Annotated in this window: 26 protein-coding genes; 17 read left to right on the top strand and 9 right to left on the bottom strand. The window is 62.0% G+C overall.

From position 1 onward, the window contains the following. Positions 1–235: 235 nt before the first annotated feature. The 3 genes from AC630_RS31010 to AC630_RS31000 form a co-directional block, all read right to left on the bottom strand. Complete coding sequence (locus AC630_RS31010; protein ID WP_074122274.1) at positions 236–1,027, bottom strand: glutamine amidotransferase; 792 nt, start codon at positions 1,025–1,027, stop codon at positions 236–238. Between the two features lie 127 nt (positions 1,028–1,154). Beyond that, positions 1,155–1,934: an SDR family NAD(P)-dependent oxidoreductase gene (locus AC630_RS31005; protein ID WP_074122273.1), complete on the bottom strand. Its 780-nt coding sequence runs from the start codon at positions 1,932–1,934 to the stop codon at positions 1,155–1,157. Between the two features lie 229 nt (positions 1,935–2,163). Continuing rightward, positions 2,164–2,652, bottom strand: coding sequence for a tellurite resistance TerB family protein (locus tag AC630_RS31000; RefSeq protein ID WP_074122272.1), 489 nt, complete (start codon positions 2,650–2,652; stop codon positions 2,164–2,166). Positions 2,653–2,705: 53 nt separating this feature from the next. Here AC630_RS31000 and AC630_RS45750 point away from each other — a divergent pair, with 53 nt between their 5' ends. Further along, positions 2,706–2,867 carry a hypothetical protein gene (locus AC630_RS45750; protein ID WP_167561312.1) on the top strand — a complete coding sequence of 54 codons (162 nt, stop codon included), beginning with the start codon at positions 2,706–2,708 and terminating at the stop codon, positions 2,865–2,867. A 7-nt stretch (positions 2,868–2,874) separates the two neighbouring features. On the opposite strand, the gene AC630_RS30995 is transcribed toward AC630_RS45750, so the two are convergent. Genes AC630_RS30995 through AC630_RS30985 form a run of 3 tightly spaced genes read right to left on the bottom strand, consistent with a single transcriptional unit; the run spans position 2,875 to position 7,110 of the window. Beyond that, positions 2,875–4,284, bottom strand: coding sequence for an adenylate/guanylate cyclase domain-containing protein (locus tag AC630_RS30995; protein ID WP_074122271.1), 1,410 nt, complete (start codon positions 4,282–4,284; stop codon positions 2,875–2,877). 50 nt (positions 4,285–4,334) lie between these two features. Continuing rightward, entirely contained in the window at positions 4,335–5,702 is a 1,368-nt protein-coding gene (locus AC630_RS30990) for a cytochrome P450 (protein ID WP_074122270.1), read from the bottom strand. Positions 5,703–5,736: 34 nt separating this feature from the next. Then, positions 5,737–7,110, bottom strand: coding sequence for a hydrolase (locus AC630_RS30985; RefSeq protein ID WP_074122269.1), 1,374 nt, complete (start codon positions 7,108–7,110; stop codon positions 5,737–5,739). Positions 7,111–7,244: 134 nt separating this feature from the next. Between AC630_RS30985 and AC630_RS30980 the strand changes: the two genes are divergently transcribed. Beyond that, a complete protein-coding gene (locus tag AC630_RS30980) occupies positions 7,245–8,933 on the top strand; it encodes an MFS transporter (protein ID WP_074122268.1) in 1,689 nt (562 codons plus the stop codon). A gap of 143 nt (positions 8,934–9,076) precedes the next feature. On the opposite strand, the gene AC630_RS30975 is transcribed toward AC630_RS30980, so the two are convergent. Together AC630_RS30975 and AC630_RS30970 are read right to left on the bottom strand one after the other, a co-directional pair. Further along, positions 9,077–9,292, bottom strand: a complete 216-nt coding sequence (locus tag AC630_RS30975) for a hypothetical protein (protein WP_074122267.1) — start codon at positions 9,290–9,292, stop codon at positions 9,077–9,079. A 201-nt stretch (positions 9,293–9,493) separates the two neighbouring features. Next, the gene (locus AC630_RS30970; protein ID WP_074122266.1) at positions 9,494–9,817 is read right to left on the bottom strand and encodes a hypothetical protein; all 324 of its coding nucleotides are present in this window, start codon (positions 9,815–9,817) and stop codon (positions 9,494–9,496) included. Between the two features lie 252 nt (positions 9,818–10,069). On the opposite strand from AC630_RS30970, the gene AC630_RS30965 reads away from it, so the two are divergent. Beyond that, complete coding sequence (locus AC630_RS30965) at positions 10,070–11,119, top strand: polysaccharide deacetylase family protein (protein WP_074122265.1); 1,050 nt, start codon at positions 10,070–10,072, stop codon at positions 11,117–11,119. Between the two features lie 78 nt (positions 11,120–11,197). Here the strand turns inward: AC630_RS30965 and AC630_RS30960 are convergent, their stop codons facing one another. Further along, a complete protein-coding gene (locus AC630_RS30960; protein ID WP_074122264.1) occupies positions 11,198–11,572 on the bottom strand; it encodes a hypothetical protein in 375 nt (124 codons plus the stop codon). 293 nt (positions 11,573–11,865) lie between these two features. Here AC630_RS30960 and AC630_RS30955 point away from each other — a divergent pair, with 293 nt between their 5' ends. The 14 genes from AC630_RS30955 to AC630_RS30880 all read left to right on the top strand — a co-directional run bounded on the left by AC630_RS30955 (position 11,866) and on the right by AC630_RS30880 (position 25,614). Then, the gene (locus AC630_RS30955; protein WP_074122263.1) at positions 11,866–12,936 is read left to right on the top strand and encodes an LLM class flavin-dependent oxidoreductase; all 1,071 of its coding nucleotides are present in this window, start codon (positions 11,866–11,868) and stop codon (positions 12,934–12,936) included. Between the two features lie 102 nt (positions 12,937–13,038). Beyond that, positions 13,039–14,646 (top strand): extracellular solute-binding protein, encoded by a 1,608-nt coding sequence (locus AC630_RS30950; RefSeq protein ID WP_208867068.1) that lies wholly within the window; start codon positions 13,039–13,041, stop codon positions 14,644–14,646. Positions 14,647–14,753: 107 nt separating this feature from the next. Beyond that, complete coding sequence (locus tag AC630_RS30945; protein WP_074122261.1) at positions 14,754–15,611, top strand: carbohydrate ABC transporter permease; 858 nt, start codon at positions 14,754–14,756, stop codon at positions 15,609–15,611. Beyond that, the gene (locus AC630_RS30940; protein ID WP_074122260.1) at positions 15,608–16,564 is read left to right on the top strand and encodes a carbohydrate ABC transporter permease; all 957 of its coding nucleotides are present in this window, start codon (positions 15,608–15,610) and stop codon (positions 16,562–16,564) included. The genes AC630_RS30945 and AC630_RS30940 overlap by 4 nt, the downstream gene beginning before the upstream one ends. A gap of 36 nt (positions 16,565–16,600) precedes the next feature. Beyond that, positions 16,601–17,725: an ABC transporter ATP-binding protein gene (locus AC630_RS30935; protein WP_074122259.1), complete on the top strand. Its 1,125-nt coding sequence runs from the start codon at positions 16,601–16,603 to the stop codon at positions 17,723–17,725. Continuing rightward, the gene (locus AC630_RS30930; protein WP_074122258.1) at positions 17,712–18,788 is read left to right on the top strand and encodes an ABC transporter ATP-binding protein; all 1,077 of its coding nucleotides are present in this window, start codon (positions 17,712–17,714) and stop codon (positions 18,786–18,788) included. The genes AC630_RS30935 and AC630_RS30930 overlap by 14 nt, the downstream gene beginning before the upstream one ends. A 47-nt stretch (positions 18,789–18,835) precedes the next feature. Then, a complete protein-coding gene (locus AC630_RS30925) occupies positions 18,836–19,372 on the top strand; it encodes a flavin reductase family protein (protein ID WP_074122257.1) in 537 nt (178 codons plus the stop codon). 153 nt (positions 19,373–19,525) lie between these two features. Further along, positions 19,526–20,263 carry a FadR/GntR family transcriptional regulator gene (locus AC630_RS30920; protein WP_074122256.1) on the top strand — a complete coding sequence of 246 codons (738 nt, stop codon included), beginning with the start codon at positions 19,526–19,528 and terminating at the stop codon, positions 20,261–20,263. Positions 20,264–20,592: 329 nt separating this feature from the next. Further along, complete coding sequence (locus AC630_RS30910; RefSeq protein WP_074122276.1) at positions 20,593–21,906, top strand: site-specific integrase; 1,314 nt, start codon at positions 20,593–20,595, stop codon at positions 21,904–21,906. A gap of 72 nt (positions 21,907–21,978) precedes the next feature. Next, positions 21,979–22,785 carry a hypothetical protein gene (locus AC630_RS30905; protein ID WP_074122255.1) on the top strand — a complete coding sequence of 269 codons (807 nt, stop codon included), beginning with the start codon at positions 21,979–21,981 and terminating at the stop codon, positions 22,783–22,785. A 123-nt stretch (positions 22,786–22,908) separates the two neighbouring features. Then, positions 22,909–23,163, top strand: coding sequence for a hypothetical protein (locus AC630_RS30900; RefSeq protein WP_074122254.1), 255 nt, complete (start codon positions 22,909–22,911; stop codon positions 23,161–23,163). A gap of 272 nt (positions 23,164–23,435) precedes the next feature. Beyond that, entirely contained in the window at positions 23,436–23,708 is a 273-nt protein-coding gene (locus AC630_RS30890) for a winged helix domain-containing protein (protein ID WP_074122252.1), read from the top strand. Further along, complete coding sequence (locus tag AC630_RS30885; RefSeq protein WP_074122251.1) at positions 23,708–25,309, top strand: AAA family ATPase; 1,602 nt, start codon at positions 23,708–23,710, stop codon at positions 25,307–25,309. Before AC630_RS30890 ends, AC630_RS30885 begins: the two co-directional genes overlap by 1 nt. Continuing rightward, positions 25,306–25,614, top strand: coding sequence for a TSCPD domain-containing protein (locus AC630_RS30880; protein WP_074122250.1), 309 nt, complete (start codon positions 25,306–25,308; stop codon positions 25,612–25,614). Before AC630_RS30885 ends, AC630_RS30880 begins: the two co-directional genes overlap by 4 nt. Positions 25,615–25,851: the final 237 nt, after the last annotated feature.

Genomic DNA, 25,851 nt, shown 5'->3' with positions numbered 1-25,851 from the left:
AGAGCGCGCTCGCGAATGTCTTCCGAAAACGGTCGCGTCATCCATGCTGGCCTCCGTTCGCCAGCATGGAGTTTGAATCAGAAATTGCCCCATCTGGGAATCCAGATTCCGCTAAAAGACAACATGCTCTAGATTATTGCTTTGACGCGTTTTCGTTGCGCGAACCGGTATCCACTTCGCTCGAAAACGCTCTGGCATATCCAGGGATGAGGCAAGGACTTGCGCGAAGGCGCGATCACTCGGCGGCTTGCGCCAGCACCGGCCGCCGTGCCAGCCAGCCGTCGATGAAATGGTCGAGCCAGGCGCGTTCTGCGGCATTGTACACGGCGCGATCAGCGAAATGATGATGCCGCTCGCGCGCGCCGGGCGCGCTGAGGCCGTCATAGCCGCGCGTGGTCCAGCAGTGCATCATCGCGTAGGTCACATCAGGGTGAAACTGCACGCCGAAGGCATTGCCGGCGCGGAACGCCTGCACAGGAAAATCATCGCCCTCCGCAAGCAACTCGGCGCCGACGGGCAGATCAAATCCCTCGCGATGCCAGTGATAGACCTGCGCCGGCCAATCCGGACAGAGCGCATGTCCCGCCGCCGTTGGGCGGATCGGGTAATAACCGATCTGGGTCAGCGCTTCCGCATGCGGCGCGACGCGGGCGCCGAGCTGCATCGCGAGCATCTGCGCGCCGAGGCAGATGCCGAGGAACGGCCGCTGTTCGCGCAGCGGAATTTCGATCCAGTCAATCTCACGACGGATGTAGTCGTCGGGATCGTTGGCGCTCATCGGGCCGCCAAAGACCACGGCGCCAGCATGTTGATCGAGCGTCTCGGGCAGGGGATCGCCGAACCGCGGCCGGCGGATGTCGAGGCGATGGCCGAGCGCACGCAGCGCATTTCCGACTCGTCCGGGCGTCGAGGATTCCTGATGCAGGACGATCAGGACCGGCGGGGGTTCAGAGACGGCACTCCGTGGCGCCCTTCCTGGAAAAGGGATCACGTCTGCACCACCAAACCTGTCCGTCCGGAACGACATGGCCCTTGCGACTGCTATCGGTTCAGACCGGCAGCATAGCTAAGCAATGGTTAATTTCGTGTGAGTTCGCGCACACACACCCGACGCAAGCTCTGGGCCACTACGGGCGCCTCAAGCTTTCTTTAGACTAGTGCCTGTGCCTCTGGAACCGACTGGTGGCCGCCAGGATAAAGCCGCGCGGGAAGAAACGCAGCGCGAATGGCACGATCTTGATGCCCAGACCAGGCAGCACTGCCCGTTTGTTGGCCATCAGGCCGTGATAGGCATCCCGTGCAACATCGGCGGCGGAGACGTTGAGAATGGCCGTGTCGTGTCCGGACCCAACGCCGGCGCGCGCCTGGAATTCGGTGGGCACCGGCCCCGGGCAAAGTACGGTGACGCGAACGCCGCGCGGCGCGAGCTCCGCCCGCAGGGCCTCGGTGAAGGAAATGACATAAGCCTTCGATGCGTAGTAGACGGCCATGCCGGGGCCGGGCAGGAAGCCCGCGACCGATCCGACATTGAGAAGGCCACCCTTGTTCTTGATGAGCTGATCCGCAAAGCGCAGCGACAGATCCGTCAGAGCCCGGACGTTGACGTCGACGATGCCGACCTGCTCGGCGCGGTCGCACTCGATTGCATCACCGAATACGCCGAAGCCGGCGTTGTTGACGAGATGATCGAGCTCGACGTCTTCGACGGCGAGCGCTGCGGCGATCTTCTCCCCGGCATCCGCTTCCTGGAGATCGCAGGCGATCACGATCGGCTTCTTGCCGCCCTTGGCGGCGAGCTCGTTCGCGAGCGCCTCGAGCCGGTCCGCGCGCCGCGCCGTCAGCGCGAGGCGGTGTCCATTGGCGGCGAATACACGCGCCAGCTCCGTGCCGATGCCCGCCGAAGCACCGGTGATCAACGTTACCCGCTCAGTCACGATCGAAGTCTCTTGAATTGAAGTTTCTCGGTCCCGCAATGGCGGAACGAGAGCATAGGCCGTGCGCGGCAGACAAGCTGTACTGGCAGCATGGCCGCTTGAGCGGACATCAGGCAGAGTCGGAAAAGTCCCGGATTTACAAGGGGTTCAGGAACCGGGCCGGCGGCGGATACATTAAAGTTTCGTCATGTGGCCCGCACAACCAGCGAGAATGCGGCGTTGGCGCAGCTCAGCCGCCGACGGCGCCGTCCTTCACCTGACCACCGGCGCGCTCGGCGACGGCGTGCTTCAGATCGATCCGGTCACGCTGGGAAATGCCGAGCAGGTCGGAGGCGCGCCAGACGACGTTGTCCTCGAACTCGCTGACCTGGCCGTCGGCATAGACCAGCTCCCACATCATCTGAACGATGCGCTTGCGGCCCTCTTCGTCGAGCGCGCGCATAATGATGCTGGTGAAACGATAGAGATCGACGGCCTCGCCCTCGACCTGAGTGGCATCGGCGATGAGCCGGTCCGCGGTGCCGCGATCGAGCCCGAAATGGCTTTCGATCAGATTGTGCAGCTTGCGCTGCTCAGCCGCCGTCGGCTGGCCGTCCAGCGAGACCACATGGACCAGCAGCGCGGTCGCCGCCAATCGATAGTCGTTGTCGCCGAATACACGGTCCTGAGCATGAGGGGCGACAATGTCGGCGATGAATTGGCGCAGGCCGTCGAGCATAAGGTCCTACCGAAATCGATGAAGCCACGGGGCGCGGCCGCTACCACCGTTATATGAGTGGGAAACTCAACCGGCGCAACGTGCGTCAGTTCCGCGCGGCATTACGTTTCGGCAATCTGTTGACTGTCATTCCGGGGCGCGCAAAGCGCGAACCCGGAATCTCGCGCTACAATCTCGAGATTCCGGGTCTGGCCCTGCGGGCCATCCCGGAATGACGGCAGCTCACGGTATCTCGTACACCACCATCTTGTCGGCGATGCCGCGCAGCGCGGCCTGCTTCTGGATCGGCCTGATCGCGCGCCGCTGAAGCACCTCGGCGACCGCGGGCGCATCCAGCACCGGCCCCGTGATGTGGATCTCCTGCGCGGTCGACAGGCTCTGCACGCGGGCAGCGATGTTGACGGTCTGACCGAAATAGTCCTGACGCTCGTTGAGCATCACCGCGAGACACGGCCCCTCATGAATGCCGATCTTGACGATGAGATCGGCAGTGCCGCGCTGCTTGCTGAGCTCGTCCATTGCCGCGCGCATGCGCAGGCCGGCGGCGATCGCGTGTTCGGGGCGGACGAAGGTGGCCATCACCGCGTCGCCGATGGTCTTCACCACCGCGCCCTTCTCGGAGGAGATGATCTCGAGCAGCGCATGGAAATGCGCGCGCACGAGATCGAAGGCGGCGAGATCGCCGACGCGCTCATAGAGCGCGGTCGAGCCCTTGAGGTCGGTGAACAGGAAGGTCAGCGAGGTGATCTGGAGCCGCTGGTCGATATTGAGATTGTCCGCCTTGAACACGTCGCGAAAGGTCTGGTTCGACAGCATCCGCTTGGCGGTGAGGAACGGCTTGCGCTTGCCGATCAGATGATGAAGCGCCTCGGCCGCGATGAATACCGACGGCAGCACGCGCACGCCCGCCTGGTTCTCCAGCGAGAGCCGCAGCGGACCCGGCCGCATCGTCGTGGTCCCCGTCGGCGCCCGCACCTTGTTGTACATGATAGCGAGCTGCTGGCGTTCCTTGGTCGGCTCGCCCTGGACGTCGATGAACTGTGCGGCGTGCGTCACCGGCTCGAAGATGATGATGAAGTCGTTCGGCAATTGCAGCGACATGGTCGCCTTCTCGCCGGCCGGCAGCTCCATCGTATCCAGCGTCACCTCGTTGGCCAGCGTTGCAAACGATTCCTTGTTGAAATCGACGCCGGAGCTCCAGAACACCTGCTTGAAATACTCCCACACCGGAAGTGCGTCGGGATCGTGCGCGGCGATACGTCGAATGCGCGGATTCACCGTGAAGGAGACTTCGACCTGATCGTCGACGGACGCCTTATATCCGCAGGCGCAGAGCGCGCAGTGATAATCGTCCGGCCTGAGCGCTTTCAACGTCGAATGCGCGCCCAGAACGCCGCCGCACCCCGGACACAGTACATTCCAGCCGAGATCGAACAGCCCGAGTCGCGCCGAATGCAGGAACGCGGAGATCGCACGCTCTTCGTCGAGACCATGCTGCCTCGAGAAGTCGAGGACATTGACGCGGTTGAGCTCGTGATCCTCGCCGTCCTCGATGAGGCGCGCAATCGCATCGACCACCTTCGCATCGGCGGTCTGCTTCAGAACGGAAAACTGGGCCTGGATGTCGCTCATCGCGCAACTCCATCTAGGGTGGATCACGCCATCGGCCAGAGGCGCGCCTGTCACCGACGCGTGATGCGGAACAAGGGTGAGTGGTCCGGCTGGGTCGTGACGACGCCGTGCGGGATGACGGGAGCCGTATCGGCCAGTTCGACGCGAAACGCACCGATGAGCCGGGCCAGCGCCAGCACGGATTCGGCTTGCGCAAACGGCGCGCCGATACAGACGCGCGGACCCGCACCGAACGGCAGGTAGGCGAAACGATCCGGCGCCTCGGTCGACATGAAGCGCTTTGGAATGAACGCGTTCGGCTGATCCCACAGCTTCTCGTGCCGGTGCAGCAGCCACGGCGCGATCATGATGATGTCGCCCTTGCCGATCTCGACGCCGGCAGCATTATCCTTCTCGCGCGCCGCCCGTGCGATCAGGAACGCCGACGGATAGAGCCGCATGGTCTCCTCGATCACGGCGCGGGCGAATTTCTGCCGATCGATGTCGGCCTTGCTCTCGAGATGCGCACCGCGCGTCTCGGAGGCGACCTCCTCCTGCGTCTCCGGATCGAGCGCGAGCAGATAGAGCGCCCAGAACAGCGCGATTGCCGTGGTCTCGTGACCGGCGAGAATCATGGTCGCGACTTCGTCGACGAGTTCCGCGTCGGAAAAGCCTTTGCCCGTTTCGGGATCGCGCGCCTCGTCCATGAGATCGAACAGATCGCGTGGCGGCGCGCCGTCCTTTTTCCCGGCCACACGCCGCTCCGCGATCAGCATCGCGACGAATTCGGTCCAGCGCTTGCGAAAACGTGCACGGGCAAAATCCATCGGGCTCGGCCACGACACCGGCAGCAACATGTCGAGGAAATACGGCCGTGCCAGTCGCTCCCCATATTCCATGACGAAATTGCGCAAGGCCGTACCGTGACGATCCATGCCGAACGAGAACATCGTGCGCCCGGCGATCTCGAGCGTCATGCGCTGCATGATCTCGCGCAAATCCACCGGCTCGCCCGCGCGCGCATCGAGCTTCGCGATGGTCTCGTCGAGCACCGCCGTCATGTGCGGAACGAGGTCCGCAGTCGCTTTCGGCGTGAACGCCGGCGCAAGCGTGCGGCGCTGAAACGTCCACGAATGGCCTTCCGCGGTCAGAACGCCGTTGCCGACCACCGGACGCAGCATGCGGAAACCGGCCGGCGTGCGTGTGTAATTCTCGTAGTTGCTGAGCAGGACGTGCCGGATCGCATCCGGCTGGTTCAGGATGAAGCTGTTGCGGAGGAAGAAGCGGCCCTTGATGACGTCTTCCTCATAGGCGCGCTGCCCCCAGGTTGCGATCATATTCTGCCGGATCACCGCGACCCGGCCGAGGAACGACATGCCGTCCGGAGCGCGCGGCGGGGTCGGAGGGACGATGGGCCGACGCACGCTGGCGATATTCATGGCTCTCTCCCGCAGATGCGACGCAGGCAAATAGCTAGTAAGTCAGCTCGGCAACCGCAATCCTGTTCTCGGCGGCAGGCCAGGCGCGTGCCACAATCCGCTCTTCGTTGAATTGGGCCACGACGTTACGCCCGACGTCTACGGCCGGAAAGCGCAGTGTTGCTGCCGAATCCGTGGGCACACCTGGCTTGACGTCGGCTGGTGCCTTGCCGTCGAACAACACCACGTCCCGCGGCAAGCCGAAATAGCCACGCGGGCGCGACATGATCACGACAGCACCGGCGTCCTTGTCCGCCGGCCCTAGCGGGCGCGCGGCGCGCAGGTGCACCACGTCGGACGAGCGCGGGAAGGGCGAGCGATAGAAATGCGTGGTCGGGGCGTCCGGCGACGTCAGGACGAATTCGAGCGGCCAGGCGGGCTCGACCTGCGCGGGACCCCAGCGGCCGTCGGCGCCAGTCTTCGACCTATGCACCGCACCGCCCCTGCGCTCCCCGGTTTCTGGATCGACGCGGAAGATCTCGACGGTTGCGCCCGCGACCGGGCGATTGGTTGGCGCGCCGCCCGGCGTGCCCGTCACGAGGCCGCTCAGCCTGATGCTCTGCTCCGGCACGATCGCGACGCGCGCGGGCTCGCGGCCGGCGATGAATTTGTAGATCTCGCGGAAGGCTCTGGGATGGAACGCCACCTCGCGATGGTCGAGCGCGCCGAGCACGAGATTGGTGGCGCCCTTCAGCTCGGGACCTTCAACCGTGACACCGGTCGGTACACCAGGTTTGCCGATGAAACGTCCGTCGGCCTGCGCGTACTTGTCCATGCCGTCGCTGCGCAATGCTAGAAAGGGAACGCCCGGCGTCACCTCGCTCTCACCCGCGTTCAAGCTGCGCAAGAAGGTGCCACGGCCGTTGAACTCGTTGTTTGGCTGGTCGTCGGTCGCGAACACGCCGTGATTGGGCGTGCCGCACAGGATGGCGTGGCTGACATCGCCGGCACCGCCATTCCTGATGACGTTGCGAATTGCATTACCGCCCCGCGAGCTGCCGACCAGTGCGACGCGAGGTGCGCCGGTGCGGCGCTTCAATTCAGCGATGGCGGCAGCAAGTTCGCGGCGCTGGTCCTCGGTCGAGGAGCGGCCCGCCTGCTCGACCTTGTCGTCGGCCCGCGCCAGCGGATCGGTGAAATTGATCGCCAGCATGCGATCGCGTGCGACGCCGTTGGATTCCATCCGCCAAAGCGTCGTCATCCAGAGCGCGTCGTAATCGCCATTGCCGTGGACAAACAGGATCGGAGGCATTTCGGTGTTCGGCGCAGCGGCGGGAGCGGTTTGGGCCAGCGCGCCCGTCCGCAAGCTCGCAACCGCGAAAGAGAGCGCGCCCGCTCCCTGCAAGATCCTCCGTCGCGACAGCCTCATATGTTCCTCCCAGCAAAACTATCTTTGCACCGCTTATACCGGTCTAACCACTGGACAGCGAAGGACTTTCGCAGGCATCACTGAACCTGCCGGAATCACCACGACCACTTCTGCCAGCCCATATGGAAGGGGATATGACCGAGCAGCCGAACCGTCAGAAACTCGCCGGCGACGGCATTACCGCGCCGCTGCGGTACACCGTGTTCCGGCGCATCTGGCTCGCCAGCCTGCTCTCCAATCTCGGCCTCCTGATTCAGGGCGTGGGCGCCGCCTGGGCGATGACGCAGATGTCGGCCTCGGCCGACCAGGTGGCGCTGGTGCAGACCGCGCTGATGCTGCCGATCATGCTGATCTCGATGCCGGCCGGCGCCATAGCCGATATGTACGACCGCCGAATCGTGACGCTGATCTCGCTCTCGATCGCGCTGATCGGCGCGACTGCGCTCACGGTGCTGGCCGGGCTCAAGCTGATCACCCCGGAAACGCTGCTCGCCTTCTGCTTCGTCGTCGGCAGCGGCAACGCTCTGTTTGGACCGGCCTGGCAGTCCTCTGTCAGCGAGCAGGTTCCGGCGGATGCGTTGCCATCGGCCGTCGCGCTGAACGGCATCAGCTACAACATCGCGCGCAGCTTCGGCCCCGCAGTTGGCGGCGTCATCGTGGCCGCGGCCGGCGCGGTGGCGGCATTTGCCTGCAACGCGATTCTCTATCTGCCGCTGCTGGTGGTGCTGCTGCTCTGGCGGCGCGAGGTTGAACCCTCACGCTTGCCGCGGGAGAAGCTCAATCGCGCCATGGTTTCCGGCTTCCGCTACATCACCAATTCGCCACCGATCAAGATCGTGCTGTTGCGCACGCTGGTGATGGGCCTGATTGGCGGCGCCATCATGGCGCTGATGCCGCTGGTGGCGCGCGACCTCCTGCATGGCGGCGCGCAGACCTACGGCATCATGCTCGGCGCCTTCGGCATGGGCGCCGTGGTCGGCGCGCTCAACATCCACGAATTGCGCAAGCGCATGAGCGGCGAGGCCGCGATCCGCGCCTGCACCATCTCGATGGCGTTCGCGATGGCCGCCCTTGCCGTGAGTAGCGAGCCGGTTCTGACGGCGGCTGCGCTGGTACTCGCGGGCGCGGTCTGGATGGCCGCAGTGGCGCTGTTCAACATCGGCGTGCAACTCTCGGCGCCGCGCTGGGTCGCGGGCCGCTCGCTCGCCGCGTTCCAGGCCTCGATCTCCGGCGGCATCGCGATCGGCGCCTGGGGCTGGGGCCATCTCACCGATTATGCCGGCGTCGAGGTCGCGCTGCTGGTTGCCGCCGGCCTGATGCTGATCTCGCCGCTGCTCGGCATCTGGCTCACGATGCCGCGCGTCGGCGCCCGCAACGAGGACGCCGACGTGCTGGCGGACCCGGAAGTGAAGCTGTCGCTGACGGCGCGCAGCGGACCGCTGGTGGTCGAGATCGAATACCGGGTGACGCAGGACAATGCGCGCGCGTTCCACAATGTGATGCAGGACGTGCAGCTTTCCCGGCAGCGCAACGGCGCCTATGGCTGGTCGATCGCGCGCGACATCGCGGACCCCGAATTGTGGACCGAGCGCTTCCACTGCCCGACCTGGCTCGACTATCTGCGCCAGCGCAACCGCGCGACCCAGTCTGAACGCACGCTGTACAAGAGCGCGAGCGACTTCCACATCGGCCCCGAGCCGGTGCGCATTCGCCGCATGCTGGAACGCCCGTTCGGTTCGGTGCGCTGGAAGGAAGAGACACCGGATCGCGCAAGCGCCGAGGTCCTGCCGGTGGTCGCCACCGCGGCGGGGAGCAGCACGTAGATCTCACGTCGTCATTCCGGGGCGCGCCGTCAGGCGCGAGCTGTGATGCGCAATTGCGCATCAGAGAATCCATTCATCTGAGGCGTATGCCGCTGGATGGATTCCGGGTTCGCGCTTCGCGCGCCCCGGAATGACAGAGACAGCTACTGCCCGTGCTCCGTCAGCACCTTGTCGCAGGCCTTGCTCAGGCGCGTGCGGTTCTGCTTCAGGCAGGCGAGCACAGCTCCATCGCCGTTGTTCATGACGGCGCGGCAGAAGCGCGTGACATCGCGTGCACAGGCGTCATGACCGGGCTGTTGTTGCGCGGACGCGGCCGATGCGCACAGGAGCAAAGGGACAATGAAAAGAAATCTGGTCATCGCGTAATGCCTCTTAACCCGGAACAAAGTGCGGGCGAAGCTAGTGCGACGACCACGGGGCCGCAACGGCTTTGTTGACGGACTGCATGGCACCGCCGCGTGGCCCCGGCTTGACGCCGGGGCACATCGCGAAGGGAGCTAACCGACGCAACGATCGCTGCTGTTGCGCGCGTTCTTACTGGCTGTCTCTCACTGGCTGTCCTATTGGCTGTCTTGGGCGTCAGCGACCTTGCGTGACGCGCCCTTGGCGAGATCCTTGTCCATTACCGCGCGGCAGCCGGCGCTCAGATCCGAACGATGCTTCACCATGCACGCGGTGATCTTCGGGATGTTGGGGATTTCCGACGAGCACAGGCGGAAGGCATCGCCCGTACACATCTGCTGCGCTTCGGCCGAGAAGGCGAAGCTCGAGCCGGTCGAGAGGATCGAGACGATGGCGGCAACGCCCAGAGCCAGGCTGGTGTCGCGGATATTGCTGGTCAAGGACTTGGCGGAAAACGACTTGGCAGAAAACGACTTGGTCATTTGCAGCTCCCATTGGCACCGCAAGGCGGGGCCCGTTGTTGATGGGATCTACGATGCTCCGGCAAAGACCTTTCTACTGTGATGACGGTCACGAGGTGCACCCCAACTGTGACATCGATCACTTTGGTGCACCTCGCTGAAAATCTGACGCAAACGCTGCCGTGTTGGTGTCACGTTAACTGTTCCTTCGCATTAATGGCTCGGCGCGCGGGAAATTCCGCCGGTTTGGTTGCGTAATTGGAAAGAGTAGCGATGCGTAATGCGTTAGGCCTGATGGTGGCCAGTGTAGTTGCGGCGGTCGTGATCGCCGCCGGAGGTTGGTTTTATTACTCCTCGCGCGCCGATCAGGCCGCTCCCAGGACAACGGCCGCCCGTGCCGCCGATCCGTTACCGGCACAGGCGAAGCTCGCCGCCAAGGATGACGTCGAGACCACCGCCGCGCTCGCGGCGAGGCCCGCGGCGCCTGCCCCGGCGCCTGCGCCCGCACCGGCACTGCCGGTTCAGCAGAAGTCGACCTGCGCCAATCCGAATGCGCTGGGCGTTGCCCGCGTGGTCGAGATCGACACCACCGGCGGTCCTGGCTTCGGCTTCGAGCATTTCAAGCAGTTCGACTTCCTCACCGACAAGGAGGTCGTGCTGACCTTCGACGACGGTCCCTGGCCGGTCAACACGCCCGCGGTGCTGAAGGCGCTCGCGGATGAATGCACCAAAGGCCTGTTCTTCTCGGTCGGCAAGCACGCGACCTATCATCCGGAAATCCTGCGCCAGGTGCTGGCCCAGGGCCATACGGTCGGCGCCCACACTTGGTCGCATGTCAATCTGAACAGCAAGAAGATGACGGAGCAGCAGGCCAAGGACGAGGTCGAGAAGGGCTTTAGCGCGGTGAAGTTCGCGCTCGGCACCAACCCGGCACCGTTCTTCCGCTTCCCGCAGCTTCAGCACAATCCGGCGATCGTGAGCTATTTCGGCACCCGCAACGTCGCGATGTTCTCGACCGACGTCGACTCCTTCGACTTCAGGAAGGGCTCCACGCCGGAGAAGATCGTCGAGACGGTGATGACCAAGCTCGACAAGCTCGGCAAGGGCATCATCCTGATGCACGACTTCCAGAAGCACACTGGCGAAGCACTGCCGGCGTTGCTCGCGCGGCTGAAGGCCGGCGGCTACAAGGTCGTGCAGATGAAGGCCAAGACGACGTTCCAGACGCTTCCAGAATACGACGAAGCGCTGCTGAAGGACCTGAAAGTGCCGACCTCGAGCGCGCGCCCGATCTCGAGCGTGGTGCAGACGGTGTCGCAGTAAGCCCCGACCAGGTCGGTCCCTCGATACGCGTATGGCCGGGCTGTTGCCCGGCCATTTGCTTTTGGGTCGTGCGGCGGCTCACCAGTAGATGCCGTGGCGGTGCAGCTCGCTGATGATGCGGCGTTCGGTCAAGGCGTGCCTGCGCTTCCGCTTGCTCGCATTTTCCGTGGTCTTCGCGGTGGGCTTAGCCGTCGGTGCGGGCGCTGGAGTCGCCGTGATCTCGGCAGGAGTGGTCGCCGCAACAGGCGCACTGGTCGAGACCGCCGGCGGACGATCGATATATTTCGGAGGCGGCGTGGCTGGCGCGACTTCGCTCATTTGCGTCGTGACGGTGGTCGTCGCGGCTGGCGAAGCGGACTGCTCAGGCGCCGCGGACAGCGACAGGCTGCGGTCGCCGGCATGGGCAGTTGCAGAAGCCAGGACCATGGCAGCGACCAGAATAATCTTGCGCATGTGAAATTTCCCCGCGCTTGCGTGGCCGGACACTACGGAAGCCATTTCGGGGATGATGTGACTGATGTCACTCAGGCCGCCGCGCGATCTCGAACCCGCGCGCGCTCACGCCGGCTGGATGCCTCGGTCAAAACGCTCGTCGAGGCAGCTCGAGACCACCGCCTTCGCAAAATTCGCCTTTAAGGTACGCACATACTTGTGCGTTGGATTGTCGGACTATAGGATCATGCGACAATAAACAGTCGAGGCTGCGCCGGTCACCGGCGAAGCCATTGAAAAAGTGGAGGAATTTTATGAATCTCGGCTACTTCATGATGCCCAACCATCCGGTGCATAGAAGCTACGCAGCCGCGCACGAGCACAATCTCGACACGTTGGAATTCATCGATCGGCTGGGATTCAGCGAAGCCTGGGTCGGCGAGCACTACACCTGTAAACGCGAGCCGCTCTCCTCGCCCGACCTCCTGATTGCGCAAGCCTTCGTCAAGACGAAACAGATCAGGCTGGGTGCCGGCGCGTTTCTGCTGCCCTATCACCTGCCCGCCGAGCTCGCGCATCGCGTGATGTGGCTGGATCATATTTCCGGCGGCCGCTTCATGGTCGGCATTGGCGCGGGCGGCTTACCGACCGATTGCGACCTCTTCGGCGTGGATGGAGCGGCGGGAGAAAATCGCGACATGATGGTCGAGGCGTTCGACCTGATGGTCAAATTCTGGACAAGCAAGGGTCCGTTCCAGCACACCGGCCAGTATTACAAGGGAGGCCGGCCGGCCGGAATGCCGGAAATGGGGCTCGGCTACCATATGGAGCCCCTTACCAAGCCTTATCCGGACATCGCGATAGCCGGGCTCAGCGATTCCTCGCCGACGCTCCGCTTCGCAGGCTTGCGCGGCTTTATCCCCATGAGCCTTGCCTGGAGCCCCGACTATCTCGCCTCGCACTGGCGCGCCTATGAGGAGGGAGCAGAGGCTTCCGGAAAGTCGCCCGACCGCTCGAAATGGCGCATCGGCTGCGAAATGTATGTCGCGGAAACCGACCAGCAGGCACGCAAGAACGTGCTCAATGGGTCGGTGGGCGAAAGCTGGCGCAATTACATGCTGCCGTTGCTGGCCAAGCTGAATTTCCTTGGCGCCTGCAAGCACGACCAATCGGTCCCGGACTCGGACGTGACCGTCGAATATCTGATCGACAACGTCTGGGCGGTCGGCAGCCCGCAGACCGTTGTCGATAAGATCGGGCGGCTCAAGAAAAGGGTTGGTGACTTCGGCTGCCTGCTCCACGTCGGCTACGACCATATCGACGAGATGACGCCCTATCGCGAGTCCTTGCAGGCACTGAAAACGGAGGTGCTGCCCAAGATCTGATACGGTACGGACGAGCCCATCGTCCGCGTCGGGACGACGCCAGTGAGCGGGGTCCCTGGACCCCATGAATCCAAACAATAATGTTCAAGCAGGGAGGAAAACGTGACTGAGTCTTCTAAATCGAAAAGCGAGCTTCAACTGAACCGCCGCCATTTGATGACCGGCGCAGCCGCCTTGGCACTCGGCGCAACCGCGCCGGGTAATCCCCTGCTCGGACTCTCCCCTGCCTATGCCGCGGGTCTGGCACCAGGCATGACGGGCGGCCCCATCAATATCGAGGGAGCAGAGCGCTATCAGTACAATGCGACTCTATCCGAAGGGCGAGCAATTGAAGGAATCAAGAAGCTTCAGGCCGCAGGCGCGGCGCCGAAGAAGCTGACGCTGCTCTATGTCGCCTCCTGCGTGCCACAACTGGTGAACCCGCCTCCAGGCGGCGGAGAATCGGTGAAGGAGACGTGGGAGCGCGAGACCGGCATCCAGCTCGACGTGGTCGGAACGGAAGCGGGGGAAATCTGGAAGAAGGTTCTGCAGGACGTCACGACCGGCGACGGATCCTACGACATCTACACACATTCCTGGAACAATATCGGCGACCTCGTCAGCGCCAAGGGTGCTCTCAACCTCGACAGTTTCGTCGCGAAGTATCAGCCGGACTGGGGCGATCCAGAGCGGGGCACTCCGACGCCGCAGATTCGCGAGCTCCTGTATAAATACAACGGCTCGAACTATGCGGCATCGTTGGACGGCGACTTCGTTGCCTGGCAATACCGCAAGGATCTGATGACTGATGAAGGCCATCGGAAAAACTTCCGGTCGAAATTCGGCTACGACATCCCCGACCAGCCGGCCACCTGGGACGAGATCGACAATCTCTCGGAATATTTCCACGGCCAGGGTGTCGGACACGCCAATCTTCTGGGGCCATTCTGGGGGTTGTCCAATTTCTACGCGCGCTTCGCGTCAATGAAGGCCCCGAACAATTATTGGCTCGATGAAGATGCCAATCCCACCTTGACGACGCCCGAAGGCATCAAGGCCGCCGAGGCGCATGTTCGCAGCGTCAAATGGACGTCAAAGGACAACCTGACCTGGGGATGGGCAGAGCAGTATGGTGCGATGGCCAATCTGCAAGCGTCGATGGCCATGACCTTTACGAACATGGCAGGCATCAACGACAAGCTGAAGGACGGCAAGCCGGCGACGCCGCTCTATGGCAAGCTGGCCGCCTGGAAGCCGGTCGGCACCAAGATAGGTGACCGCCATGTCCGACGCTCGGTCATCTACTTCAACGTTTCGGCGTCAGTGGCTGCGAAGTCGAAGAGCCCGGAAGCCGCCTATCTGTTCCTGCAATATATCAGCTCGACGCGAACCTTCAACCGCATCTGCGGCAACCCGGTCGGTGGCTGCGATCCGTTCCAGCTCGCAAATCTCGCTGATCCGATCGTGCGCTCGAATGTGCACGAGTACATGATCGAGCCGATCCGGGAGACTATCGCGCGCGCCGTACCCTCGATCAATTTCGCCGGGCAGGCCGCGCTGGACAATGCGCTGGATGAAAATCTGCAAGCCGCGCTCACGGGCAAGGTCACCGCAGCCCAAGCCATGAAGGACACCGAGCAGGCCTGGAAGAAGATCATCGCGCGCCGCCGCGACGAGACGGTTGCGGCCATCCGCGCACAACGGTCTGCGTGGCCGACGATCGTAGACTAGAACAGCGCCTTTCCATTTCCGGCGTGCCGGAAATGGAAAGGGCGGATCAAGTCAGAAAGGGCGGCGACCTGCTTCGAACATGGAGGTCGTCGTTGGGGAGGCGAACGATGAAGCTGAGTACCTTGTTGCGGCACGGCGCGATCTGGCTCGCCGTTTTCGTCGCGTTGTTTCCAATCGCCTGGATGGCCAGCATGGCGTTCAAACCGCCGCTGGAATGGACCGCCGCGGCGGGCAATATCACGTGGCTCCCGAAAGCCCCGACGCTTGCGAACTTCGAATACATATTCTTCGGCACGAGCGATGCTTACCCCTCTTCCACCGTCATGGAGAAGACGGCGCTCCGGCCAATTTTCGCCAGCCTGCTCGTCTCCACCATCGCCACGATGATCGCGACTGTCGTGGGCTCGCTCGCCGCTTATGGCTACTCGCGGCACGGTTACGGCAAGAGCTTGCCGCTTGCGCTCGTTCAGCTCAGGATGTTTCCGCCGCTCGCGGTGATCATCCCGATCATGATCATGTGGGCATATCTTGCATTGATCGACACCTGGTGGGGCCTCTCGCTCATATACGGAATCGTCACGCTGCCATTCGCATTCTGGCTGATGCTGACGTTCCTCGAGGAAGTGCCGATCGAGCTTGAGGAGGCCGCCCTGATCGAGGGCGCGAGCCCATCCCGTATCTTCTATCGCATCACGCTGCCTCTGGTGAAACCCGCGCTCGCGACGACCGCCCTCTTCGTCTTCATCCTGAATTGGTCGGACTACATCCTGGCGTTGATGCTGACACGGAGCAAATGGATCACAATTCCGGTCTTCATGAACGACCTGAACAGCGCGCAGACCGGTCAGCTCTATGGCGCCAAGGCGGCGCTCGGCCTGATCGCGATCGTGCCGCCGCTGATCCTCGGCGTTCTCATCCAGAAGCATCTGGTGCGCGGCTTGACGTTCGGGGCATTGAAGCAATGAGTTCAGGCCATGCGGCGAAGACGCCCGGCAAATTATCCGAGTCGCTGGGTGAGCGGAAAAGCCGCCGGATTGGCTGGCTTCTGACAGGTCCGGCGCAAGCGCTTCTGCTGTTCATCGTCGTCTTCCCGACGATCGTGACTGTTTACGTGAGCCTGACCCTTTGGACGCCCCTCGACGGTCAGCCCTGGACGCAGGCTTATCGGTGGTTCGCCTGGTTCGACAACTACGTGGAGATCTTCCACGATGCAAAGCTGTTCAGCGCACTCGGCCGAACGCTTTTCATGGTGGCCATCGCGGTCGCTCTGGAATTTGCGCTCGGCTTCGGGCTCGCGCTGCTCTTCGTCGATCGTTTTCGCTTCCGGCCGATCTACTATACCCTCATCCTGATGCCGATGATGGTGGTCCCGGCGGTGGCCGGATATATGTTCTTGATGCTCTTTCAGAGTACAGGGCCCATCAACCAGATAATCTCTGCCGTCAGCGGCCAGACCTTCGACCCCACCTGGCTTGCCAACGAAAGGCTCGCGGTCAGCGCCGTGATCACCGCCGAAGTCTGGCAGTGGACCCCGATGGTGTTCCTGATCCTGCTCGCAGGGCTCATGTCCGTACCGGAAGATCAAGTCAAGGCAGCGCGGTTGCTTGGTGCCAACGAACTGCAGATCCTGCGCCGAATCTCCATTCCGAGAATCAAGGTGGTGATTGCCATCGCCCTCGGGATACGCCTCATCGAAGGCCTGAAGCTGTTCGACATCATGTATATCATGACCCGCGGCGGACCTGGTGTCGCGACCGAAACACTGTCGCTCTACATCTACAAGCGAACCTATGGCGACCTCGAATGGGCCTATGTTTCTGCGCTGGGCCTTACCATCGTATTGGCTATGTCGCTCGTCGCGCTCTGTCTTCTGGAACTCGCCAAACGCCGGGGCCGCCAAAGGCCCGCTGGTGTCTGAACGCCAAGCCGCAAAAACAGGAAGATCGCTGGAAACATGGCGTCGATCGAGCTCATAGATATCAAGAAGACGTTCGGCACGGTCGTCGCCGTCGACAACCTGTCACTGGAGATCAAGGACAGCGAATTCGTCGCACTGCTCGGCCCTTCGGGATGCGGCAAAAGCACGACGATGAACATGATCGCCGGGATCGAATCTCCCACGAGCGGTGAAATCAGGTTCGACGGCCGCGATATATCGAACCTGCCGGCCAACAAGCGCGGTATCGGGTTCGTCTTTCAGAACTACGCCATCTTCACCCATTTGAGCGTTCGGGAAAACCTCGCCTTCGCGCTGAGAGTGAGGGCCACGCCGCAGCGGGACATCGACAAGAGAGTCGCCGACATCGCCGAACTGATGCGGCTGACGAACAAGCTCGATTGGCCCTCGTCTCGCCTCAGCGTCAACGAAATGCAGAAGCTCGCGATTGGCCGCTCCGCCATCGCGAAGCCCGCAATCTTTCTGCTCGACGAACCGCTCTCGAATGTCGACGCAGCGTTTCGCGCCTTCATGCGGACGGAACTGAAGCACCTACAGCACACCCTCAACCAGACCATGGTCTATGTGACGCACGATCAGATCGAAGCCATGAGCCTGGCCGATCGGATCGCGGTGATCGACAAAGGCGTGCTGCAGCAATTCGGGACGCCGGAGCAGGTTTACAACACGCCGGCCAATAAGTTCGTCGCCAATTTCATGGGCAGCCCCAGCATGAATCTGATTGAGGCGACGGTTAACGGAGAGGGGAGCCTGCTCTCCCTTCACTTTGGCGCTGCAGGCGCGATTCCGGTCGCTCCCACCAGCATTCTTTGCTCGCACCTCCAGGCCTGCAGGACGCGGAACATTCTGTTCGGCGTACGGCCAGAGGATATCGCGCTGAGCGCACCCGATGACCCGCGCCCCGGCCTCGTCATGCAAGCAAGCTTTGTCGAGCCGATCGGTCCTCGCACGACAATTCATTTCGGCGGGAGCGTACCGGCACTGAAGGTCATCACCCAGAAGCGCTTCGTGACGGAGCTGGGAGAGGCGCACAAGCTGCTGATGCCCGAGGACAAATGTCATCTCTTCGACCCGGCGAGCGGCAAGGCGATCAGGGCGGAGGTGGCGCATGTCGACGCTTGAGCTGCGCAATGTGACGAAATCATTCGGCGACGTGGTCGCGGTCGATAACGTCGACCTTCGCGTCGAGGATAACGAATTCTATTGCATCTTCGGCCCGCCGAGCTGCGGCAAGAGCACCATTTTGCGCCTGCTCCTCGGCCTCGCGAGCCCCGAGAGCGGACAAATCCTGATAGACGGCAAGAATGTCACGTACCTGGCGCCGGGCGAACGCGATCTCGCCATGGTCTTCCAGAACCTGGCACTGTTTCCGCACCTGACCGCCCGTGAAAACCTGGCCTTCCCTCTGCGCGAGAGAAATGTAAGTCAGGAGACGATTGACGCGACGATCCAAAGCGTCTCAGAAAAGCTGCGCATCACCCCCCTTCTGGAGAAACTTCCCGCCAAACTCTCCGGGGGAGAGCGCCAGCGCGTGGCCATCGGGCGGGCTCTGATGCGAAAGCCGAGGGCCTATTTGATGGATGAACCCATCGCCGCACTCGACGCGCGTCTGCGCGAGGAGATGCGCGTCGAACTAAAGCGGTTGCAGCGGGAAGTCGGGCACACCCTGATCTATGTCACGCACGATCAAGAGGAAGCCATGTCGATTGCCGACCGGATGGCGATCATGCAGGACGGCAAGATCGTGCAAGTCGGTTCGCCCTACGAGATTTACAATGAGCCGATCTCGAAATTCGTGGCGCAGGTGGTGGGATCTCCGCCGATGAATTTCATCGACGGCACAATTCGCTCAGGGACATTCCAAGCAACCGATTTTAGCCTGGAGGTCGCGTCCCACGCGAATCTCATCGACGGTGATGTCACGCTCGGCGTTCGCCCTGAGGATGTCGCGCTTTGCACGCCGGACAGCGACAAAGGCGCTGAATGCAGCATCTTCGAGGTGGAGCCGCTCGGAGCCTATTCCATCGTCGACGTCATTGTCGGCGAGAAGATCTTGAAATCACAGATGCAGGGGCAGCCCCGCTTCAAGAAGGGGCAAAGAGTTATGCTGAGCGTGAACGCGGAACATTGCCATCTGTTCGATCCTCGCAGCGGCGCGAGTCTGCTGCGCCGCAAGCGCTCTTGATTTTCCTTCGGTCGGCAAGATCCGGCGATGACAAGTGGGAGGTGGCCATGGACGTAGGGACGGAGACGGCGCGATCCGCGGTACCCGCGAGCCAATTCAAGAAGGGAATGCGGCGCCTGTCGGCGTCCGTCTCACTCATCACCGTCAATGGTCCGGCTGGGCGCAACGGGATGACGGGGACAGCAGTCTGTTCGGTCAGTGCCGACCCGCCGATCCTGCTGGTGAGCGTCAACAAGGACGCCAGCATTCACGACCAGATCGTCGACCGCCAACGATTCGGTGTGAACATCTTGCGGCCTCGACATCGCCCTCTCGCCGACCGCTTCTCTTCCGGCGCATCCGGCGAGGCGCGTTTCACGCAAGGGCTCTGGATCGATGGCGCTCTCGGAGTTCCGGTCCTGAAGGACGCACTTGCGAGTTTCGCCTGCGAGGTCGTGAGGACGGTTACGGTGGGAACGCACGATATCTTCTTTGGGCAGGTTGTCGGGATCGACATTTCGGATGGCTCGCCGCTCCTCTACGGCGACGGCCAATACGAGATTCCGCTGCCAACCGCGCCACAGGCGTATCATGCAATGATCTGACGCAGGCGGGCGAGTTCGGAGCCCTAAGCGTTTCGCCAATGCCCCTTGGCTCAAAACAGCGTTTCCCTCGATAGAACCGCGTGCGGATCGTGTTATAACGCGGCAGAGCGTCTGCATATCTCGCGGAACTGGGCGCTGAAATGGACGCGAAAGATGATTTTTGATGCCATCGAGTCGATGCCGAACTACAGGCGAGTGACTCTTGCAATTGAGCAGCAGATACTTAGCGGCAGGATGAAGCTAGGCGATCCACTGCCGACGGAGCTGGATCTCGCGGAACAATTGGGCGTCAATCGATCGACCCTGCGCGAGGGTTTGCGGGCGCTAGAGAACGCCGGCTTTGTCAAGCGAGCCGGGGCAAAAAAGCTGATCGTCAGCGTGCCGGACAGCCATGAGATCGCGCAATACACCAGCCGCGCGATGACTCTCTACAGCATCACTTTCACTGAGCTGTGGGAAATGCTCATGGCCCTCGAACCATTGTCCGCACGCTATGCGGCTCAGCGCGCACCTAAGGATCTGCTGACGCTCATTGGCGAAAACGTCAAAGCGACCGAGGAGCGCTTACACGACGACGCCACCATCATCCGGCTGGATGTCGAGTTTCACGGTTTGGTGTCAAAAGCTGCGCGGAACAGAGCACTCACGCTCGCGCAAGAACCGCTGGGGCTACTTTTGTTTTCTTCAACGAAGCGTCTCTACAGAAGCTCGCCCAGGGCGCGCTACCGGCTCCTGGAGGCACATCGGAAAATCTTCGAAGCGATCGCTAGCGGCAACCTGCAGGCCTCAGAGACCTGGATGAGGAAGCATATCGAGGACTTCCGGCGCGGCTACGTCGTAGCTGGCCTCGATATCAACGGACCAGTAAGACTGTCGTCCCTCGGCCGCTAGACATGACGGCGATGCAGCTGCACTGCCTCTCCATCGCTGAAGAAGCTCTCGCGGCTTCTCTCTTAAAGGATCTCAGATCTAAAGGATCTCAGATCGGCAAAGTCACGGGTTCCGAGTGGTAGCAAAATGGTGCGCAAGAGGGATTCGAACCCCCGACCCCGTCATTACGAATTATGCGGTCTCTAACTTATTGAGATTTCTCGAAATTTCCTATCGGCAAAAACTGCACTTGTGACAATGTCTTGTTCGTCTACGGTGGTTGCCCAGCGTTACCCTGATTTGCCGATTCGTGGTTCCTCGGTGGTTACGTGGTTCCTAGAAGGCATACCGTGGCGACAGGTCAAATCACGCAGCGACTGATCAAGGGGCTCGAGCCTCAAGATGCTGAGTATTTTGTCTGGGACAGCTCTCTGGCCGGATTCGGCGTTCGCGTCCAGAAGACCGGCGCGAAGTCCTACGTCGTCAAATACCGTGCCGGCGCCGGTCGTGGTGCCCCTACGCGGCGCCTCACATTGGCCCAGGTCGGAAAGATTACCCCTGAGGAGGCCCGGACCCTTGCCAGGAAGACACTCGGCGCGGTTGCCAATGGTGCTGACCCGGCAGCCCAGCGGGCGGCTGAAAAGCGCGCTTCCACGCTCGCCGAAACGGCAGAGCAATTTCTGAAGGAACACGTTGAGGCAAAGCGAGCCACCTCTTCGGCGTCATCGTACCGGGATCTCCTTGAACGGCTAGTGATCCCCGAGCTCGGCAAACGGAAAGCCGAGAAGGTGACCACTGCGGAGGTGCAGCGGCTGCACTCGAAGCTCGGCCACAGTCCCTACCAGGCCAACCGGATGCTGCGGGTTCTCAGCAGCCTCTATACCTACGCGGCAAAGGCCCACATTGTCCCGCTCGGCTTCAATCCCTGCCGCGGCATCGAAATCTTCCCCGAAGAAGGGCGCGAGCGCTACTTGACGTCCCAAGAGCTGGCCGCCATTGGCGAAGCAATCCGGGAAGCAGAAACGATCGGCCTTCCATACAGCGTGGACGAAACCAAGCCGGCCGCCAAGCATGCTCCAAAAGAGGAGAGCCGCCGGACCGTGATCGGCCCTCATGCCGCAGCGGCAATCCGCCTGTTGATATTCACAGGCGCCAGGCTGCGCGAGATCCTGCATTTGAAATGGGAAGAGGTTGATTTCGAGCGAGGCCTGCTGCTCCTGCCGACCAGCAAAACTGGCAAAAAGACAATTGTCCTGAACGCGCCTGCCTTAGCCATTCTCAATTCGCTTACACGGGTTGGCGTCTACGTCATCGCAGGTACTTCCGCCGGTACTGACGAGGAGAAACCGCGATCCGATTTAAAAAAGCCATGGAAGGCCATTTCGAAGCGAGCCGGTCTCGAAGGCGTGAGGATCCACGATCTACGCCACACGCATGCGTCCGTCGGAGTTGGCGTCGGCCTGGGTCTTCCAATTATCGGGAAGTTGCTCGGTCATACGCAGGTGGCAACAACCCAGCGCTACGCGCACCTGGATAACGATCCGGTCAAGAAAGCGGCTGAGCACATCGGCAGCAGGCTTGCGGCGGCAATGGGCGACGTTAAGCCGCGCGATAACGTCACGAAGCTGCCAAAGGCAAAGCGATTAAAGAACCGGCGCGGCTAGGGTAGCTCCCGAAAAGCTGGTCCGCACCAGCCTGCCGCGTCGTCCAAATGCGGAGCACAAGCGGAAGTGCAGATGGCGGACTTTGTCCCGAAGGGATTCTACGCGCTCGAAAAGGCGGTGTTGCTGATAGCGCGGGAGCTGAACCAGGGTCTCTGGGATCACACCAAGATGACCCTGTCAGAGATCAACGCTTATGAGAGGTTGGGGGAGACCGCGCACTACAAGGATCTCCGGCGGACCTTAAAGGACATCGAGCTAAGTCTTCGGGATCGCAAAACCGGCGAATTGCCCGACAATTCGATTGAAGAGCGCTTTAGGGCTTATCAAGAAAGCCAAAAGTTGATTCGAACGGCATTGAATGCGGGTGAACTGCGGTCCGTTCTACAATTCGCCGAGACCGGAAGGCGACACGACCAACCTGCCGAGGCTTGGGCGCAAGAGAACGCCATGAGTTGGTTCGACGATGGTCTAGTCTTTGTTGCAACGGGAAAGACGCGCCGCATTCCATTTGGCCCGTACATCCCAGCCTTGCCCGACGATATTAATTTTCTACAGGAACCGGACGGTCTTTGGGCCACCGTCTTGATCGACACCGACTCGTTCTCTGACTGGTATTATTCTGGCTCCGGGCCAATGGCCAACGTTGAAGTTCAGGAGCGCGACAAAGGTGGCCGCCCACTCGAGTATGATTGGGATGCAGTTAAGGAATACGCCCTCGGCTTGGTGAAGCAACACGGCCGACCAGGTCGTGGGAATAAGCGCCTGCCGAGCAAAAGCCAGCTCGCTGAGGCCGTCATGAACGAGTGGGCCAAGAAGGGTGTCGAATTGGCCGAGCCAACAGTTCGTCGGTACATCACGACTTGGCTGAAGGACCTTTGATCATAACCTCTGCTTGGAGGTTATGATCAGTTATGGGCGGGTTCTGAGCGGATTTCAGGCTCGCGACTATGCGACAGGTTTCGCGTCGACGAAGAGGATTTCCCCTCTGTGATGAGAAACCCGATGAAAGAAAACGCAGAAATCAGCCCCGAACGCATGCTGCGGCGCGCGCAAGCAGCCAAATATGTTGTCGAGACCTACAACGTCCCGTGCTCTCCCAAGACGCTGGCAAAGCTTGCTTGCGTGAGTTCGGAGGGGCCGCCGTTCCGATTGGCTGGCCGCTTTCCACTGTACCCGGTCTCCGGTCTCGATGCCTGGGCGCAGAAGAAGATTGGGCCGTTGGTCCGATCGACCTCTGAAATACGCCGCGTCGCCTAACCCCCCAACAATGAAAACCCGGCTGCACGATCCTCATCTTGGCGGATCTGGTCGTGCGCACCGGGCTCTCTAGGAGTCTTGAACTTGAAAATCTGTACCAAACGAAGCCTCAAAACACAATCGGTTTCCGACCTGCCCTTGTTCAACTGGCGCATCGTCGTTGCACGACCGACAACGCGAGCCGGCAGCTTTGTCGCGCGGAGGTACCGCGTCCACCCGGCAGTCGCTGATCTGATCGCGAATCTCGCCGGCATCGGATCGGGGGTGGAGCAATGAGCAGCATCACCATCCGAATGCCGAGCGGATCATGCCTGACGTTCATGGGCCGTGAGGCCTGGACGTTGCAGCGCCTGATCGAGGCTGGACCCCGAGGGGTGACCACGATCGACCATCCGGCGCCGCGCTGGTCGCACTACATCTTCAAGCTCCGCCGTGCTGGGCTGACCATCACCACCGAGTATGAACCGCACCGCGGATCGTTTCCGGGAACGCATGGTCGCTATCGGCTCGAAACCCCCGTCACCGTTGTCGCGGAGGCCGCGTAATGAACTTTCATCAATCACGCGCGCCGCTGACGGCAGCCGAGCTGAAGCGACGTGCCGAAGCTCTGATGGCGAACGGACAGGCTGCGGGCCCTTCCGATGCCGAAGACTCCCGCGCGGAGTCCCCGGACGAGCGGCAATACGGACCCACGGCTGCAAAAATATTGCGCGATGTTAAGCGCGGCGTGGCGCTGGCGTCTCAGGACGCCAAGTTCGCCGTCTTCACGGAAGCGGCGACAACGCTGGCGGATGCCGTTGTGAACCAATGGCTGCCCAAAAATGTCATGGTCGATCGCTTGTCTGAAATCGCCGTCGCTCACGGGCACTTCGGTCGTGATCGACTCGAGGTCGAAGAACTGATCGCCCGATATGCGGATAGGGCTTCCACGCCGCAAAAGCCTGATCAAGCATCATCCGGCCCGAAGCAGGCGAAGCGGCGGCTCATCGCGCATCGCGCCAGCGACCTCGAGCCAGAGAAATTGGTCTGGGTCTGGCCCGGCCGCATCCCGGAGGGCAAGCTCGTCCTGTTGGGTGGCCCACCAGGTCTCGGCAAGAGCCAGTTGACCGCCTTCATGTCGGCCATCGTCTCGAACGGGGGGCACTGGCCGTGTGGTGAGGGCTCGACGCTCCCGGGCGACGTGATCTTCATGTCGGCAGAGGATGGCGTGCAGGACACGATCATCCCGCGCCTCATGGCGGCGGGAGCCGACCGCGAGCGCGTTCACATCGTCTCGGCTGCGACGAAGCCGGATGGGACCGGTCGGAAGACGTTCAGCTTGAAGACGGACGTTGACCTGCTGGAAGAGATGGCGAGGAAAATAGGCACGGTCAGGCTCATCATCGTTGACCCGATCTCGGCGTACATGGGGGGCAGCGACGGCAACGGGAACGTGGAGACCCGCGAAGTTCTGGAGCCGCTGGCCGACATGGCCAACCGTCTGCGCATCGCCGTCGTCGCTGTGACCCACCTCAACAAGGGTGGGGGCGGTGGCAACCAGAGTGCGTTGAACCGGTTCGCCGGCTCGATCGCATTCGTGGCCGCAGCTCGAGCCGCGTTCGCTGTGATCGAGGATCCGGAGGACGACGAGCGACGGTTCTTGCTCCAGGCTAAGAACAACCTCGGAAAGAAGTGCAAGGGGCTGGCCTTCCGACTCGAGCAGCGCTTGGTTGGCGATGACGTCATGTCGTCGAATGTCATGTTCGAGGGCGACCACGTCAGCGAGTCGATCGACGAAGCGCTCTCTGCGTCGGAGAACCGCGGAGCCAAGAAAGGACAGTCCAGCGGCGGCAAGGAGGACGTCATGCAGTTCCTGAGGGACATCCTCTCGGCCGGTCCGGTGGACGTTCTGGAGGTTGAGCGTCAGGCGCGGGCGGCGGCATTGCTTGAGGACGACAAGCGACTGAGCAAGAGCAAGGCTTTCCGCGACGCCCGGACCGAGCTGGGCATCAAGTCCACGAGGGATGGTTTCGGTCCCGGTTCCCGGTACGTGCTGGAGTTGCCGGAAGCATCATGGGCGCCCAAAAACCCCATGGGCGCCCCCTCCCAAACAGGGGCGCCTATGGATGATTTGGGCGCCCATGGAGAGGTGGGAGGCCTGCAATGACGGGCCTCAGATCTCGCCTGAAGGATCGGAGAGCCCATTGGCTCTTCCGGTTCGAATGCGACGGCCAGTCCTATACCGGTGGCATCGGCCGGTTCGAGGATGGCCGGATCGCAGAGGTGTTTATCAACGGTACGAAAGTCGGCACAGCTGCCGAGACCAACGCTCAGGACGCGGCAATCGTCGCGTCCTTGGCCCTCCAGCACGGTTGTCCGCTCGAGACGATCCAGCATGCCTTGGCAAGGTCGGGCGGTTCGGCGGGCCCCTTGGCAACGTTGCTCAGGAGGGTCGAAAATGAAACCGCCTGAGGCCTCTCATTTAAACGTGCTTACTCCGTACGACCCTCGGGAAGGCATCAGCCTCGGAGCGGCGGCTAAGAGAGCGGGAAAATCCGAGACGACCATCCGAAATTGGTGCCCCCAGCATGGTCTTGGGCGTCGTGTTGGTGGTGGCGTATGGGTCGTCAGCCAAGTTGCTCTGGCGATGTTCCTGGATGGCGATATGGCGGCTCTCGCGGCGTATCATTCTGGGGACCACTCAAGCTC

The organism is Bradyrhizobium sp. AS23.2 (genome assembly GCF_001908185.1).
Taxonomy (GTDB): Bacteria; Pseudomonadota; Alphaproteobacteria; order Rhizobiales; family Xanthobacteraceae; genus Bradyrhizobium.
Note: the sequence above shows the minus strand (reverse complement) of the source record. Positions and strands in the feature narration are given on the sequence as shown.

Excerpts from the sequence above, each read along its gene's own strand:
- AC630_RS31010 (WP_074122274.1), bottom strand. The coding sequence starts at position 1,027 with ATGTCGTTCCGGACGGACAGGTTTGGTGGTGCAGACGTGATCCCTTTT.
- AC630_RS31000 (WP_074122272.1), bottom strand. The coding sequence starts at position 2,652 with ATGCTCGACGGCCTGCGCCAATTCATCGCCGACATTGTCGCCCCTCAT.
- AC630_RS45750 (WP_167561312.1), top strand. The coding sequence starts at position 2,706 with ATGAGTGGGAAACTCAACCGGCGCAACGTGCGTCAGTTCCGCGCGGCA.
- AC630_RS30995 (WP_074122271.1), bottom strand. The coding sequence starts at position 4,284 with ATGAGCGACATCCAGGCCCAGTTTTCCGTTCTGAAGCAGACCGCCGAT.
- AC630_RS30990 (WP_074122270.1), bottom strand. The coding sequence starts at position 5,702 with ATGAATATCGCCAGCGTGCGTCGGCCCATCGTCCCTCCGACCCCGCCG.
- AC630_RS30985 (WP_074122269.1), bottom strand. The coding sequence starts at position 7,110 with ATGAGGCTGTCGCGACGGAGGATCTTGCAGGGAGCGGGCGCGCTCTCT.
- AC630_RS30980 (WP_074122268.1), top strand. The coding sequence starts at position 7,245 with ATGACCGAGCAGCCGAACCGTCAGAAACTCGCCGGCGACGGCATTACC.
- AC630_RS30975 (WP_074122267.1), bottom strand. The coding sequence starts at position 9,292 with ATGACCAGATTTCTTTTCATTGTCCCTTTGCTCCTGTGCGCATCGGCC.
- AC630_RS30970 (WP_074122266.1), bottom strand. The coding sequence starts at position 9,817 with ATGACCAAGTCGTTTTCTGCCAAGTCGTTTTCCGCCAAGTCCTTGACC.
- AC630_RS30965 (WP_074122265.1), top strand. The coding sequence starts at position 10,070 with ATGCGTAATGCGTTAGGCCTGATGGTGGCCAGTGTAGTTGCGGCGGTC.
- AC630_RS30960 (WP_074122264.1), bottom strand. The coding sequence starts at position 11,572 with ATGCGCAAGATTATTCTGGTCGCTGCCATGGTCCTGGCTTCTGCAACT.
- AC630_RS30955 (WP_074122263.1), top strand. The coding sequence starts at position 11,866 with ATGAATCTCGGCTACTTCATGATGCCCAACCATCCGGTGCATAGAAGC.
- AC630_RS30945 (WP_074122261.1), top strand. The coding sequence starts at position 14,754 with ATGAAGCTGAGTACCTTGTTGCGGCACGGCGCGATCTGGCTCGCCGTT.
- AC630_RS30940 (WP_074122260.1), top strand. The coding sequence starts at position 15,608 with ATGAGTTCAGGCCATGCGGCGAAGACGCCCGGCAAATTATCCGAGTCG.
- AC630_RS30935 (WP_074122259.1), top strand. The coding sequence starts at position 16,601 with ATGGCGTCGATCGAGCTCATAGATATCAAGAAGACGTTCGGCACGGTC.
- AC630_RS30930 (WP_074122258.1), top strand. The coding sequence starts at position 17,712 with ATGTCGACGCTTGAGCTGCGCAATGTGACGAAATCATTCGGCGACGTG.
- AC630_RS30925 (WP_074122257.1), top strand. The coding sequence starts at position 18,836 with ATGGACGTAGGGACGGAGACGGCGCGATCCGCGGTACCCGCGAGCCAA.
- AC630_RS30920 (WP_074122256.1), top strand. The coding sequence starts at position 19,526 with ATGATTTTTGATGCCATCGAGTCGATGCCGAACTACAGGCGAGTGACT.
- AC630_RS30905 (WP_074122255.1), top strand. The coding sequence starts at position 21,979 with ATGGCGGACTTTGTCCCGAAGGGATTCTACGCGCTCGAAAAGGCGGTG.
- AC630_RS30900 (WP_074122254.1), top strand. The coding sequence starts at position 22,909 with ATGAAAGAAAACGCAGAAATCAGCCCCGAACGCATGCTGCGGCGCGCG.
- AC630_RS30890 (WP_074122252.1), top strand. The coding sequence starts at position 23,436 with ATGAGCAGCATCACCATCCGAATGCCGAGCGGATCATGCCTGACGTTC.
- AC630_RS30885 (WP_074122251.1), top strand. The coding sequence starts at position 23,708 with ATGAACTTTCATCAATCACGCGCGCCGCTGACGGCAGCCGAGCTGAAG.
- AC630_RS30880 (WP_074122250.1), top strand. The coding sequence starts at position 25,306 with ATGACGGGCCTCAGATCTCGCCTGAAGGATCGGAGAGCCCATTGGCTC.